The organism is Mesorhizobium sp. WSM3873, assembly GCF_001672445.1.
GTDB lineage: Bacteria > Pseudomonadota > Alphaproteobacteria > Rhizobiales > Rhizobiaceae > Mesorhizobium.
The window spans coordinates 196,841-211,836 of sequence record NZ_LYTM01000023.1 but is presented as its reverse complement, the minus strand read 5'-3'; the positions used below and the strand labels follow the sequence as shown (position 1 = coordinate 211,836).

General features: G+C 64.2%; 11 protein-coding genes. 7 read left to right on the top strand and 4 right to left on the bottom strand.

The annotated features are described in order from the left end of the window. Positions 1-2: 2 nt before the first annotated feature. The 4 genes from A9K71_RS16690 to A9K71_RS16675 form a co-directional block, all read right to left on the bottom strand. Positions 3-1,145, bottom strand: a complete 1,143-nt coding sequence (locus A9K71_RS16690) for a DegT/DnrJ/EryC1/StrS aminotransferase family protein (RefSeq protein WP_066997804.1) — start codon at positions 1,143-1,145, stop codon at positions 3-5. A 253-nt stretch (positions 1,146-1,398) separates the two neighbouring features. Continuing rightward, a complete protein-coding gene (locus A9K71_RS16685; RefSeq protein WP_066997802.1) occupies positions 1,399-2,322 on the bottom strand; it encodes a carbohydrate kinase in 924 nt (307 codons plus the stop codon). Beyond that, on the bottom strand, positions 2,319-2,765 hold the full coding sequence (locus A9K71_RS16680; protein ID WP_066997799.1) for an RbsD/FucU domain-containing protein: 447 nt from the start codon (positions 2,763-2,765) through the stop codon (positions 2,319-2,321). Before A9K71_RS16680 ends, A9K71_RS16685 begins: the two co-directional genes overlap by 4 nt. Before the next feature lie 2 nt (positions 2,766-2,767). Beyond that, positions 2,768-3,994: an ROK family transcriptional regulator gene (locus tag A9K71_RS16675; RefSeq protein ID WP_066997795.1), complete on the bottom strand. Its 1,227-nt coding sequence runs from the start codon at positions 3,992-3,994 to the stop codon at positions 2,768-2,770. 212 nt (positions 3,995-4,206) lie between these two features. Between A9K71_RS16675 and A9K71_RS16670 the strand changes: the two genes are divergently transcribed. The 7 genes from A9K71_RS16670 to glgA all read left to right on the top strand — a co-directional run bounded on the left by A9K71_RS16670 (position 4,207) and on the right by glgA (position 14,994). Further along, a complete protein-coding gene (locus tag A9K71_RS16670; protein WP_066998169.1) occupies positions 4,207-5,241 on the top strand; it encodes a sugar ABC transporter substrate-binding protein in 1,035 nt (344 codons plus the stop codon). 161 nt (positions 5,242-5,402) lie between these two features. Beyond that, the gene (locus tag A9K71_RS16665) at positions 5,403-6,467 is read left to right on the top strand and encodes an ABC transporter permease (protein WP_066997793.1); all 1,065 of its coding nucleotides are present in this window, start codon (positions 5,403-5,405) and stop codon (positions 6,465-6,467) included. A gap of 2 nt (positions 6,468-6,469) precedes the next feature. Next, entirely contained in the window at positions 6,470-7,252 is a 783-nt protein-coding gene (locus A9K71_RS16660) for an ATP-binding cassette domain-containing protein (protein ID WP_066997791.1), read from the top strand. A 149-nt stretch (positions 7,253-7,401) separates the two neighbouring features. Continuing rightward, positions 7,402-9,864, top strand: a complete 2,463-nt coding sequence (locus A9K71_RS16655; protein ID WP_066997787.1) for a glycogen/starch/alpha-glucan phosphorylase — start codon at positions 7,402-7,404, stop codon at positions 9,862-9,864. 103 nt (positions 9,865-9,967) lie between these two features. After that, on the top strand, positions 9,968-12,202 hold the full coding sequence (gene glgB, locus A9K71_RS16650) for a 1,4-alpha-glucan branching protein GlgB (protein WP_066997784.1): 2,235 nt from the start codon (positions 9,968-9,970) through the stop codon (positions 12,200-12,202). 14 nt (positions 12,203-12,216) lie between these two features. After that, a complete protein-coding gene (gene glgC, locus A9K71_RS16645; protein WP_066997781.1) occupies positions 12,217-13,482 on the top strand; it encodes a glucose-1-phosphate adenylyltransferase in 1,266 nt (421 codons plus the stop codon). A 66-nt stretch (positions 13,483-13,548) separates the two neighbouring features. Then, entirely contained in the window at positions 13,549-14,994 is a 1,446-nt protein-coding gene (gene glgA, locus A9K71_RS16640; RefSeq protein WP_066997777.1) for a glycogen synthase GlgA, read from the top strand. Positions 14,995-14,996: the final 2 nt, after the last annotated feature.

Below are 14,996 nucleotides of genomic sequence, written 5' to 3'. Positions count from 1 at the left end.
GATCAGGCAGCCGCGACCTGCGCCGAGTTGGAGCCGATATAATTGCGGATCGTCTCGATGATCTTGTCCTGGTCGGCTTCGCTGAGATAGGCGTGCATCGGCAGACAGAGGATCTGCTTCGGCAGCTTTTCCGAAACCGCAAGACCGGTCGGCGTGCGCGGATAGTCGCGGTAGGCGATTTGTTCGTGCAGCGGCTTCACGTAATAGATGACCGACGGGATGCCTTTTTCGCCGAGATGCGCCTTCAACCCGTCGCGCTTCGGCGTCTCGATGGCATATTGTGCCCAGGCCGAGCGGCCGTGGCCGAGATTGCGTGATGCCTTGACGATGTCGCCAAGCCCATTGGCGTAACGGTCGGCGACCGCCTGACGGGCCACCATCTCTTCCTCGAGGATGGCGAGCTTCTCGATCAGGATCGCCGCCTGCAGCGTGTCGAGGCGGGAATTGATGCCGACGCGGATGTTGTCGTACTGCGTCTCGCCCTTGCCGTGGAAGGCGAAGGAGCGCAGCTTGTCGGCGAGCGCAGCATCATTGGTGAACATCGCGCCGCCATCGCCGTAGCAGCCGAGCGGCTTGGCCGGATAGAAGCTGGTCGAGCCGACATGGCCGAAGGCGCCGCACATCGTGCCGTCGGCCGAGCCGCCCATCGACTGGGCCGCGTCCTCGATCACCAGCAGGCCCTCGCGCTTTGCGATCGCCATGATCGCCTCGTAGTCGGCGGCAAGTCCGAACAGGTCGACCGGGATGATCGCCTTCGGCTTCAGCCTTCCTTGCTTCTTGATCATGTCGATCGCCGCCTCGAGGCTGGCGATATCGATGTTGTAAGTGTCGGGATCGACGTCGACGAAGACAGGCTCGGCCTTGGCGAGCGCCACCACCTCGGCCGTCGCGGCGAAGGTGAAGCTTGGCACGAACACGGCATCGCCCGGACCGATGCCGGCCGCAAACAGCGGCAGAAGCAGCGCATCGGTGCCGTTGGCGCAGGCCACCACGTGCTTGACGCCGACATAAGCCGCGAGCTTGTTCTCGAATTCTGCGACTTGCGGGCCGAGGATGTAACGGCCGTCTTCGACCACCGTGTCGATCGCGGCCTTCAGCCGGTCGCGGATTCGTTCGCGTTGCGCGCCAAGATCGATGAACTGCATGTCGGCCTCAGATGCTGCCAGTAAACCGGCCCGCTGGTACCAGACTTGCCACGGCTGAAAAAGCCGCCCATGGCCAGGCCGAATTGCGCAAGTGTCGCAGCCTGTTACCGTTTTTTTGCCTGCCCATTGCCAGAAGAAGCCGGAAATCCGGGCTTCCAAGCATATTCGAAGCGGCTCTCGTCGCGCTGTTCCGGCCCTTCGAAACATAAAGTGATCGCTCGGGCACGGACCGCCGGCGAGACCGGGCAGCCGATCAGGCTATTTCGTGCCGCCATGGCGGGTTGGCGCCGGCCCGAGATACCGTCACCGCGGCCGCCTTGGCGCCAAGCTCCAGCGCGCTGCGGATGGCTTCCTCCGAGAGGCCGCCGATCGCTGCCTTGGTGAGCAGACCCTGCTCGTGCAGCGAGGCAAGGATGCCGGCATTGAAGGTGTCGCCCGCGCCGACGGTGTCGACCACCTTCACCTTCCGCGGCACCACCGTGACCTTGTGCTCCCTGCTGTAGCCGACGGCGCCCTCGCTGCCATGGGTGACGACGATCAGCCTGGGGCCGCGGTCCAGCCAGTTGCGCACGACCTCCTCGTGCGAGCCCGCTTCGTCGAACCAGTTGAGGTCTTCGTCCGACAGTTTAACGATGTCGGCCATCGCCATCATCTCGCGGATGCGCCTCAGATGCTTGGCCTTGTCCGGAATGAAGTTCGGCCGGATGTTGGGGTCGAGCATCATCACCCGGCTGTTGTGCTCGCGCCGCATGAACTCCTCATAGGCCGATCCCGCCGGTTCCGAGATGAGGCTGATCGCGCCGAACAGCATCGCCTCGATCTCGGCCCCGAGCTTCGGCAGGTCCTCGATGGCGAGCATGCGCCCGGCGGTGTTCTCGTCGTAGAACGTGTAGGTCGCCTGGCCATCGGTGAGCCGCACGAAGGCGAGCGTGGTGGGCCTGGGCGAGGTGTGCGCATAGGTCGAGCTCACCTTGCTTGCTCCCAGCGCTTCGCGGAACTGGCCGCCGAACAGGTCGGAGGAGAGACCTGAGAAGAAGCCTGCCGGAGCGCCGAGCCGCCCGAGCGCGATCGCCGTGTTGAACACCGCCCCGCCGACATAAGGCGCGAAGGCCGCTTCGCCTTCCGTCGTCGTGCGCGGCAGCATATCGATCAGGGCTTCGCCACAGCAGAGGATCATTGTGTCTCGGTCTCCGGCGGATGGATCACGCCCTTACGGATGATGATGTTGGCATAAAGCCTTGGCTCGCTGGTCGCGACGATCGCATGCGCGGCCTTGACGCGTGCATAGAAGTCGGCCCCCGCCAGCGCAATCACCTTGTGCCCCGGCGCGCGTTTGGCGCAGACCGCTTCCATCTCGTGATGCACGGGATCGGCGAGCGCCGGATCGCCTTTGACCGAGGCGCGGAACAGGGCCTCCGGCACCGCCTCATCCACCGGCAGCACGCTCAAAACGGCGTCCAGCACCGGAATGACGGCATGGCCGTCGGCGCGGATCAGCCTGCGCGCCTGTTCCTCGGCCGGATAATTGCCGTCGACGATGGCGATCTCGTCGCCATGGCCCATGGCCCTGAGCGTCGCCAGAAGCTGCGGGCCGAGCAGCGACGGAATGCCGATCAGCATGGTCAGGCGCTCCTGGAAATCGTCGTCGGTCCGATCAGGAAGCGTTCGGAAAGCGGCAGGCTGGCGCCGCCAAGCGCCCGCGCATGGATGCCGACCGTTCCTTCGCGTACGACCGGCAGCTTCAGCCCCTCGGCGTCGATACCGGTGATCGCGCCCGTCACCGCATCGACAAGCCTCCGCCGCACGTCGAGCGGCATCCAGCCGTCGATCACCGCGGCCTCGAAATCGATGACCGACGAGGCGGCAACGATCGCATAGGCCAGCGCTTGTGCAGCACTTGCGATCCAGTCGTCGAGCTCGGCGCCGATCTCGCCCCATTCCTGCGGCGAGGTCCACAGATAGGAGCCGTCGATGCCCTTGGCGCTCAGCGCCTTTTCCAGCATGGCGATCGAGGCGACATCGATAAGCTGTGTCGGCTTGCCGTCCGGCCCGGGCACCGGCATCGAACCCAGGGCGCCGGCATTGCCGGTCGGCCCGCCGAACAGGCGGCCGTTGAGCACGATGCCGCCGCCGGCAAAGGCGCCGATATAGAAATAGACGAAGTCGCGCGCCGCGCCTGCCTGGCCGAAGACGAGCTCTGCCCCGCAAGCGGACGTGGCGTCGTTCTGCAGATAGACCGGAAAGTCGCATTGGGACTGGATGTCGGCGCGGATGTCGCGATGGCGCCATTCATCCATGATCTCGCGCGGCGCGCCGGCTGTGTCGGCCCAGCTCCAGAGCTCGAACGGCATGGCGATCCCGAGCCCGGCGATGCGCTTGTCCTGCGCCGGTGTCAGCTCGCCGCGCATTTGTTTGATCCCAGCGCCGACGAACTCCACCGTCTCGCGCGGCGCCGGATAACGATAGGAATTCTGCAGCATCGATCGCACATTGCCGAGGAAGTCGATCAGCACCAGCTCGGCGCTGCGGCGGCCGATCTTGAGACCGATGAAGAAAGCTCCTTCCGGATTGAGCGCCATCGGGATCGACGGCTGGCCGATCTTGCCGCGCAGCGGCGCCTGGCGCACGAGCAGCTTGTCCTCTTCCAGCTCCCGCATGATGACGGATACCGTCTGGGCCGACAGCCCGGTCATGCGCGCGATGTCGGATTTGGCGAGGCTGCCATGCTGGCGCACCAGTGACAGCACCAGCCTTTCATTGTGGTCGCGCATGCCGCTCTGGTTCGTGCCGCGATGCAGCCGGCTCTCCAGAGCCTCGGGCGAACCGTGCCTCGCAATGCCGGTCTCCACCCTGTTCCTCCCGTCGGTTTCCCCACACTGGCTTTTCGTTCAGAATGAGTGAACAGCGCAAGTCTGTCAATAATAAATAAGAGTGATTTAATTATTGACAGATGATGCGGACTGGTGTCTTTTGGGGTGGCGTCCACGCTGGGAAAAATGGTTGGATGCGCTCGCGGCGTCGGGTTGGCCGGCGTCCGGAATGGTTCCATTGGGAGGAAATCGTGACCAAGAAATCGCTGCTGAAGTCCACCGTATTCGCGGCGGCCGGGCTGGGCCTGCTCGCATTCGCCTCGTCCGCATCGGCTGCGGGCGTCGGCGCCTGCCTGATCACCAAGACCGACACCAATCCCTTCTTCGTGAAGATGAAGGAAGGCGCCACCGCCAAGGCCAAGGAACTCGGCGTCGACCTGAAGACCTATGCCGGCAAGATCGATGGCGACAGCGAGAGCCAGGTCGCGGCGATCGAGAGCTGCATCGCCGACGGCGCCAAGGGCATCCTGATCACCGCCTCTGACACCAAGGGCATCGTGCCGACGGTGAAGAAGGCGCGTGACGCCGGCCTGCTGGTGATCGCCCTCGACACCCCGCTCGATCCGATCGACGCTGCCGATGCGACCTTCGCCACCGACAATCTGGAGGCCGGCAAGCTGATCGGCGCCTGGGCCGCCGCCACGCTCGGCGACAAGGCCAAGGACGCCAAGATCGGCTTCCTCGACCTCACTCCCTCGCAGCCGACCGTCGACGTTCTGCGCGACCAGGGCTTCATGATGGGCTACGGCATCGACGTGAAGGATCCCAACAAGATCGGCGACGAAGACGATCCGCGCATCGTCGGCCACGACGTGACCAACGGCAACGAGGAAGGCGGCCGCAAGGCGATGGAGAACCTCCTGCAAAAGGACAACACTATCAACGTCATCCACACCATCAACGAGCCGGCCGCCGTCGGTGCCTACCAGGCGCTCAAGGCCGTCGGTCTGGAAAAGCAGGTGCTGATCGTTTCGGTCGACGGCGGCTGCCCGGGCGTCAAGTCGGTTGCCGAGGGCGTTATCGGCGCCACCTCGCAGCAGTACCCGCTGCAGATGGCGGCGCTCGGCATCGAGGCGATCGCCAAATTTGCCAAGGACGGAACGAAGCCGAAGCCGACCGAAGGGAAGAACTTCTTCGACACCGGCGTCAATCTCGTCACCGACAAGCCAGCCAACGGCGTCAAGTCGATCGACACCAAGGAAGGCCTCGCCAAGTGCTGGGGCTGACGCTCTGACGGTTCACAAAGCTTGCGGCTGGGGGCTTGATCCCCGGCCGCATCGGGTGGACGATGCGCCTTCGTCAAGCGCGGACAATCCTGGCGACAGACCGGAAGAGGCGTCGACGGCGCGCGCAGCAATGAGCAGGCTGTGCGCATACGGGAGGATACATGTCTCAGATTCAGGAATTCGAGAAGGTACTTTCGGGCAGCGACTCCAGCGTCGCGGCCTTCGACGAGCACGGCAAGTCGTTCGTCAAGCGCGCCCAGCATTTCCTGCACTCCACGCCGGCGGCGGTGCCGCTGATCGTGCTGGTGCTGTCGGTCATCATCTTTGGCGTTGCCATCGGCGGCCGCTTCTTTTCGTCCTACACGCTGACGCTGATCCTGCAGCAGATCGCCATCGTCGGCATCCTGGGGGCTGCCCAGACGCTGGTCATCCTGACCGCCGGCATCGATCTTTCGATCGGCGTGGTGATGGTCATCTCGGCGGTGGTCATGGGCAACTGCGCCATCACCTATGGCATGCCGACAATCCTGGCCGTGGTGCTTGGGCTTGGCGCAGGCGCGGTTTGCGGCATGCTCAACGGCTTGCTGGTCGCCTATATGAAATTGCCGCCCTTCATCGTGACGCTCGGCACCTGGAACATCGTCATGGCCACCAATTTCATCTACTCGGCCAATGAGACGATCCGCGACGCCGATGTCGACGCTCAGGCGCCGCTGCTGCATCTCTTCGCGCTGAGCTTCAGGGTCGGCTCCGCCGTGCTGACGGCCGGCGTCATCGCCATGGTCCTGTTGGTGCTGCTCTTGTGGTATGTGCTCAACCACACGGCGTGGGGCCGCCATGTCTATGCCGTCGGCGACGACCCGGAAGCGGCGAAACTCTCCGGTATCCAGACCAAGTCCGTGCTGATGGCCGTCTATACGCTTGCCGGTCTGATCGCCGCCTTCGCTGCCTGGGTGTCGATCGGCCGCAACGGCTCGATCTCGCCGTCCGCCGCCGTCACCGACTACAATCTGCAAGCGATCACCGCGACCGTGATCGGGGGCATCTCGCTCTTTGGCGGCCGCGGCTCCATCCTCGGCACGCTGTTCGGCGCCATGATCGTCGGCGTCGTCTCGATGGGCCTCAACATGCTGGGCGCTGACCCGCAATGGAAAGTGCTGCTCACCGGTGTCCTGATTATCGGCGCCGTGGCGATCGACCAGTGGATCAGAAAGGTTTCGGTGTAACCATGACCCAGCAGGCTGTTCTCACCGCGCGCGGTCTGACCAAGCGCTACGGCCGCGTGACCGCGCTCAACAACTGCGACTTCGATCTCTACCCGGGAGAAATCCTGGCCGTGATCGGCGACAACGGCGCCGGCAAGTCGACGCTCATCAAGGCGATCTCCGGCGCCGTGCATCCCGATGAAGGGGTGATTGAGCTGGACGGCAAGCAGGTCCAGTTCAAATCGCCCATCGAGGCCCGCGAGGCGGGGATCGAGACCGTCTACCAGAACCTGGCATTGTCGCCGGCGCTGTCGATCGCCGACAACATGTTTCTCGGCCGCGAGATCCGCAAACCGGGTCCGCTCGGCAGTTGGTTCCGCATGCTGGATCGTCCGGCGATGGAAAAGCGCGCCCGTGACAAACTGACCGAACTCGGCCTGATGACCATCCAGAACATCAGCCAGGCGGTGGAGACGCTCTCGGGCGGCCAGCGCCAGGGCGTCGCCGTGGCTCGCGCCGCCGCCTTCGGATCGAAGGTGGTGATCATGGACGAACCGACGGCGGCGCTCGGCGTCAAGGAAAGCCGCCGCGTCCTCGAGCTAATCCTCGACGTCAAGAAGCGCGGCCTGCCGATCGTGCTCATCTCGCACAACATGCCGCATGTCTTCGAGGTCGCCGATCGCATCCACATCCACCGGCTTGGACGGCGTCTATGCGTCGTCGATCCGAAGCAGATTTCAATGTCGGATGCCGTCGCGCTCATGACCGGCGCCAAGAAGCCGCCGGAGGACGCGCTGGCGGCCTGATCTCCGCTCCACCATGGTAATTGGCCGCAGGTGCATCGGATGGACACTCCGTCCTAAATCGATTTAACATTATATGCTGCAGCGCGGCAAACTGGGGTAGGAGAAACGGTGAAAGCCGCTATGATCAGGCCAACCGAACGAGAGGCGACATGAAGCCCGCCATGACGATCGAAGCCCCCGCTCTCGACCACCCCGATCCCAGGACGCTCGCCGAAGAAGTCCTGATGTCGCTCAAATACCGGGTCGGCAAGGACACCACCGTCGCAACGCCCTACGACTGGCTGACCGCCTCGATCAAGGTGGTGCGCGACCGCGTCGTCGATCACTGGATCCAGGCGACCAAGGAAGCCTACGACCAGCAGGAAAAGCGCGTTTACTATCTCTCGCTCGAATTCCTGATCGGGCGCCTGATGCGCGACGCCTTCTCCAATCTCGGCCTGATGGAGAACATGCGTGAGGCGCTGGCTTCGCTCGGCGTGGATCTCGACCTCATCGCCGGCCTTGAACCGGACGCAGCCCTCGGCAATGGCGGCCTCGGCCGGCTCGCCGCCTGCTTCATGGAAAGCATGGCAACGGTCGATATTCCCGCCCACGGCTACGGCATCCGCTACGCCAACGGCATGTTCCGGCAGGAGATCCATGACGGCTGGCAGGTCGAGCTGCCGGAGACCTGGCTCGACCACGGCAACCCGTGGGAGTTCGAGCGGCGCGAACGTTCCTTCGAGGTCGGCTTCGGCGGCTCCGTGGAATCGATCACCTCAAAGGACGGCCGCCTGGAGCGCCATGTCTGGAGGCCCAACGAGCATGTGCTGGCAGTCGCCTATGACACGCCGGTGGCGGGCTGGCGCGCCAAGCGCGTCAACACGCTGCGGCTCTGGTCCGGCATGCCGATCGACCCGATTCTGCTCGACAAGTTCAATGCCGGCGACCACATCGGCGCGCTCGCCGAAAGCAACAAGGCGGACGCGCTGTCGCGCGTTCTCTATCCGGCCGACTCGCACATGGCCGGGCAGGAGCTCCGGCTGCGCCAGGAATATTTCTTCTCGACTGCTTCGCTGCAGGACATCGTCCAGCGGCATCTCAGCCAGTACGGCGACCTGAGATCGTTGCCCGACAAGGCCGCGATCCACCTGAACGACACCCATCCGGCCGTCGCCGTGCCGGAGCTGATGCGGCTTCTGATGGACGTTCACGGCATGGATTTCGACCTTGCCTGGGACATCACCAAGCGTACCTTCGCCTACACCAACCACACGTTGCTGCCGGAGGCGTTGGAAAGCTGGCCGGTGCCGCTGTTCGAGCGTCTGTTGCCGCGCCACATGCAGATCGTCTACGCCATCAACGCCCAGGTTCTCCTGGAGGCGCGGGCCACCGGAAAATTCTCGGGCGAGCAGATCGCCCGCATCTCGCTGATCCAGGAAAATGGCGACCGCCGCGTGCGCATGGGCAACCTCGCTTTCGTCGGCTCGCATTCGATCAACGGCGTCTCGGCGCTGCACACCGATCTGATGAAGGAGACGGTGTTTGCCGATCTCCACAAGCTCTATCCCGACCGCATCAACAACAAGACCAACGGCATCACGCCCAGGCGCTGGCTGATCCAGTGCAATCCGGGCCTGACCGCGCTTGCCCGCGAAGCGATCGGGAACCGCTTCATGGACGACATCGAGGCGATCAAGGATCTCGATCCTCTTGCCGGCGACGCCGCCTTCCGCGAGAAGTTTGCCGCCGTGAAGCGCCAGAACAAGGTGAGGCTTGCAAACCTAGTCGCCGACCGGCTCGGCATCAGGCTCGATCCTTCGGCGCTGTTCGACATCCAGGTCAAGCGCATCCACGAATACAAGCGCCAATTGCTCAATATTCTGGAGGCGATCGCGCTCTACGACCAGATCCGCTCGCATCCCGAGCGGGACTGGATGCCGCGGGTTAAATTCTTCGGCGGCAAGGCGGCGCCGAGCTACCACAACGCCAAGCTCATCATCAAACTGGCCAACGACGTCGCCCGGGTAATCAACGGCGATCCCTCGACGCGCGGCCTGCTCAAGGTTGTGTTTGTCCCGAACTACAATGTCAGCCTCGCCGAGGTAATGATGCCGGCGGCCGATCTTTCCGAGCAGATCTCGACCGCCGGCATGGAGGCTTCCGGCACCGGCAACATGAAGTTTGCCCTCAACGGCGCCTTGACCATCGGCACGCTCGACGGCGCCAATGTCGAGATCAAGGAGCGCGTCGGCGACGACAACATCTTCATCTTCGGCCTCACCACCGCCGAGGTCGCCGAACGCCGCGACAACGGCTACAATCCGCGCGGCGTGATCGCGTCCTCGCCGGAGTTGTCGCAGGCGGTGTCGGCGATCTCCTCCGGCGTCTTCTCGCCTGACGATCCCAACCGCTACCGCGACCTCATGAACGGCCTTTATCAGAGCGACTGGTTCATGGTGGCGGCCGATTTCGACTCCTACGCCGCCTGCCAGCGCGAGGTCGACGATGTCTGGCGCAACAGTCCAGACTGGTACGCGCGCGCCATCCGCAATGTCGCCCGCGTCGGCTGGTTCTCGTCCGATCGCACCATTCGCCAATACGCGAAAGAAATCTGGAACGTACCTGTCTGATGTGATTGCATGAGGCCGCCGACAACGTGGACGTGCATGTCGCCCAAAAATGCCTAGCCGTTTTGGGCCAACATATCCACAAACCAGGGAGGGACGCCGCCTGATGAGGAAGCCGCGCGCGACCGCTGCACCAAGCGGGCCGGACGGACCGGCGCCAGCCGGCGATGTCGCGGCCATTGTCGCCGGAACGCATGGCGATCCCTTTGCCATTCTGGGTGTGCACGCGGCCGGCAAGGGCTTTGTCGCTCGCTGCTTCGTGCCCAATGCCGAATGCGTCACCGCCTATACGCTCACTGGCAAGGAAGCCGGGGAACTCGTGCGCAGCAACGATGCCGGCTTCTTCGAGGGCAAGCTTTCGACCCGCAAGCGTCAGCCGTTGCGCTATCACGCGAGGAATGCCGGCGGCGACTGGTGGCTGACCGACCCTTATTCCTTCGGCCCGGTGCTGGGCCCGATGGACGACTACTACATGGCGGAGGGCTCGCACCTGAGGCTCTTCGACAAGCTCGGCGCCCATATCATCGAGCATGAGGGGGCCACCGGCGTGCATTTCGCGGTATGGGCGCCCAATGCCCGGCGCGTCTCGGTGGTTGGCGCCTTCAACGACTGGGACGGCCGCCGGCACACCATGCGCGACCGCAAGGACACCGGCATCTGGGAGCTGTTCATTCCGGACCTCGGCGCCGGCCAGCCTTACAAGTTCGAGATCATCGGTCCCGACGGCGTGCGCCTGCCCCTCAAGGCCGATCCGTTCGCCTTCGAGTCCGAGCTGCGCCCGGCGACCGCTTCGGTGACGGCGCAGCCGATGGCGCATCAATGGGGCGACGAGGCGCATCGCAGCTTCTGGCAAAAGGCCGATCCGCGGCGCGAGGCGATCTCGATCTACGAGGTCCATGCCGGCTCGTGGCAGCGGCGCTATGACGGCACCTTCCTCACCTGGGACGAGCTCGCCGCGCAGCTGATTCCCTACGTGGTCGAAACCGGCTTCACGCATATCGAGTTCCTTCCGATCTCGGAGCACCCCTACGATCCGTCCTGGGGCTACCAGACGACCGGCCTTTATGCGCCGACCGCGCGCTTCGGCGATCCCGACGGCTTCGCCCGCTTCGTCGACGGTGCGCATCGTGCCGGCGTCGGCGTCATCCTCGACTGGGTGCCGGCGCATTTCCCCGTCGACGAGCATGGGCTGGTGAAGTTCGACGGCACCGCGCTTTACGAGCATGCCGACCCGCGCCAGGGTTTTCACCCCGACTGGAATACCGCCATCTACAATTTCGGCCGCCGCGAGGTGGTGTCGTTCCTCGTCAACAACGCGCTGTTCTGGGCCGAAAAATACCATGTCGACGGTTTGCGCGTCGACGCTGTCGCCTCGATGCTCTACCTCGATTATTCGCGCAGGTCAGGCGAGTGGATACCCAACGAGAAAGGCGGGCGCGAGAATTTGCAGGCGGTCAGCTTCCTGCAGAAGATGAACAAGGAGCTTTACGGCCATCATCCCGGGGTGATGACGATCGCCGAAGAATCGACCTCATGGCCTAAGGTGTCGCAGCCGGTGCATGAAGGTGGGCTCGGCTTCGGCTTCAAATGGAACATGGGCTTCATGCACGACACGCTGGAGTATTTCTCCAAGGAGCCGATCTACCGCAAGCACCATCACAACGACATCACCTTCGGCCTTGTCTACGCTTTCTCCGAGAATTTCGTGCTGCCGCTCTCCCATGACGAGGTCGTGCACGGCAAGGGCACGCTGCTCCACAAGATGGCAGGCGACGACTGGCAGAAATTTGCCACGCTGCGCGCCTACTACGCCTTCATGTGGGGTTATCCCGGCAAGAAGCTCCTGTTCATGGGCCAGGAATTCGCCCAGCGCCGCGAGTGGAGCGAGGAACGCGCGCTCGACTGGAATCTGCTGGAGCACGCCCCGCACCGCGGCGTCCGGCAGGCGGTGCGGGACTTGAACTACCTCTACCGTTCGCGCCCGGCGCTGCATGCACGCGACTGCGAGCCGGAAGGCTTCTCCTGGCTGATCGTCGACGATCGCGACAACTCCGTCTTTGCCTGGCTGCGCAGCGCGCCGGACGGCAACCCGATCGCCGTCATTTCCAACTTCACGCCGGTGCCGCGCGAGAACTATCGCGTGCCGCTGCCGAAGGCGGGCGAGTGGCGCGAGATCATCAACACTGACGCCGCCGAGTATGGCGGCTCCGGCATGGGCAATGGCGGCATGATCGTGGCGAGCGGGGAAGGGGGCGGCACGTCGGCGACGATGCTCTTGCCGCCGCTGTCGACGATCATGCTGGAATTCGTCGCGGACGAAGCAAAGGTCCGGACAGCTTAGGAGGGAGGCAAACGATGGCAGAGATCAAGAGAACCCAGCCGCTGGCGCGCGATGCCATGGCCTATGTGCTGGCCGGCGGCCGCGGCAGCCGCCTCAAGGAGCTGACCGACCGGCGCGCCAAGCCCGCCGTCTATTTCGGCGGCAAGACGCGCATCATCGATTTTGCGCTGTCCAATGCGCTCAACTCCGGCATTCGCCGTCTCGGCGTCGCCACCCAATACAAGGCGCACTCGCTGATCCGCCACCTGCAGCGTGGCTGGAACTTCCTGCGCCCCGAACGAAACGAGAGCTTCGACATCCTGCCCGCCTCGCAGCGCGTCTCGGAAACGCAGTGGTACGAGGGCACGGCGGATGCGGTCTACCAGAACATCGATATCATCGAGGCCTATGGCCCCGAATACATGGTCATCCTAGCCGGCGACCACATCTACAAGATGGATTACGAGCTGATGCTGCGCCAGCACGTCGATGCCGGCGCCGATGTCACCGTCGGCTGCCTCGAAGTGCCGCGCATGGAGGCGACCGGCTTCGGCGTCATGCATGTCGACAAGAAGGACACCATCATCTCCTTCATCGAGAAACCCGCCGACCCGCCCGGCATACCGGACAAGCCGGACCATGCGCTGGCCTCGATGGGCATCTATGTCTTCAAGACCAAGTTCCTGATGGAGCAGTTGCGCCGCGACGCGGCCGAGCCAGGATCCAGCCGCGACTTCGGCAAGGACATCATCCCCTACATCGTCCAGCACGGTAAGGCGATCGCCCACCGCTTTGCCAAATCCTGCGTCCGCTCCTCGCACGAGTCGGAGCCTTACTGGCGCGACGTCGGGACGGTGGACGCCTATTGGGAAGCCAATATCGACCTGACCGATGTCACGCCCGAACTCGATCTCTACGACCGGGATTGGCCGATCTGGACCTATGCCGAATTGAAGCCGCCGGCCAAATTCGTGCATGACGAGGACGGCCGTCGCGGCGAGGCGATCTCCTCGCTGGTGTCCGGCGACTGCATCGTTTCCGGCGCATCGCTGCGCCGCAGCCTGATCTTCACCGGCGCGCGCATCAATTCCTATTCGAAGCTCGAGGAAGTGGTGATGCTGCCCGACGTTCAGGTTGGGCGCAACGCGCGCCTCAAGCGCGTCGTCATCGACCATGGCGTCCACATCCCGGAGGGACTGGTGGTCGGCGAGGATGCGGCACTCGACGCCAAGCGCTTCCGCGTTTCGGAAAAGGGCATATGCCTGATCACTCAGGATATGATCAACAAGCTGTCAACCTGATAGGGTTGATCGGCAAGTTGTCAGCCTGATCAACAAGCTGTCACTTTAGCCGTGGATCTTAGGCGCATGCAGGTTCTGTCCGTCACGCCCGAAATCTTCCCGCTGATCAAGACCGGCGGGCTTGCCGACGTGACCGGTGCCCTGCCGATCGCGCTCGCCAGCAAGGGCGTGGCGATGCGCACGCTCATCCCCGGCTACCCGGTGGTGATGGACGCCTTCAAGAAAAAGAAGGCCGTCTACCAGTACCCGCTGCTGCAGGGCGGCAAGGCTTCGGTTCATGCGGTCAAGATCGGCGAGCTCGAGCTCTTCGTGCTCGACGCGCCGCATCTTTTCGACCGCCAGGGCGGGCCCTATGGTACCGCCTCCGGCTCCGACTGGCCCGACAACTGGCGGCGCTTCGCGGCGCTGAGCCAGGTCGGCGGCGACATCGCCGGCGGCGCGATCTCCGGCTACCAGCCAGATATCGTGCATGCCCATGACTGGCAGTCGGCAATGACGCTCGCCTATATGCGCTACGGCAACGCGATCGGCGTGCCGTCGCTGATCACCGTGCACAACCTTGCTTTTCAGGGACAGTTCGGCTCCGGCATTTTCGGCGAGCTCGGCCTGCCGGGCGTGGCGATGCAGCTCGATGGCGTCGAATACTATGGCGGCGTCGGCTTCCTCAAGGCCGGCCTGCAGGCCGCCTGGGCGATCACCACGGTGAGCCCGACCTACGCGCAGGAAATCCGCTCGCCGGAATTCGGCATGGGCCTCGACGGCCTGATCAACATGCGCGCCGTCGACCTCTACGGCATCGTCAACGGCATCGATGTCGACATCTGGAACCCGGCGACCGACAGGCACCTGGTCGCCAACTACTCGGCCGAGACGCTGGAAGCGCGCGCCCTGAACCGCAAGGCCGTGGAGGAGCGTTTCAGTCTCGAGCCTGACGACAGCCCGATCGTCTGCGTGGTCAGCCGTCTGACCTGGCAGAAGGGCATGGACATATTGGCCGCGGTCGTCGACGGCGTCGTTCAGCGCGGAGCACGGCTGGCGGTTCTGGGCTCGGGCGATGCCGGCCTCGAAGGCTCGCTGCTCGCCGCGGCCGCGCGGCATCGCGGCCGCGTCGGCGTCGTCATCGGCTATGACGAGGCGCTCTCCCACATCATGCAGGGCGGTTGCGACGCCATCGTCATCCCTTCACGCTTCGAGCCCTGCGGCCTGACCCAGCTCTATGGATTGCGCTATGGCTGCGTGCCGGTCGTCGCCCGCACCGGCGGCCTCGCCGACACCATCATCGACGCCAACGAGGCGGCACTTTCGGCCGGCGTCGCCACCGGTTTCCAATTCGCGCCGAACAATGGCGGCGCCCTCCTGCACGCCATCCGTCGCCTGGTCGAAGCGCATGCCAGACCAGCCGCCTGGGCCTCGCTCCAGCGCCAGGGCATGAAGGCCGACGTTTCCTGGGACAAGAGCGCCGAGAAATATGTCGAACTCTATCGCTTGCTGCTTTCAAAAAGGGCTGCCTGAAG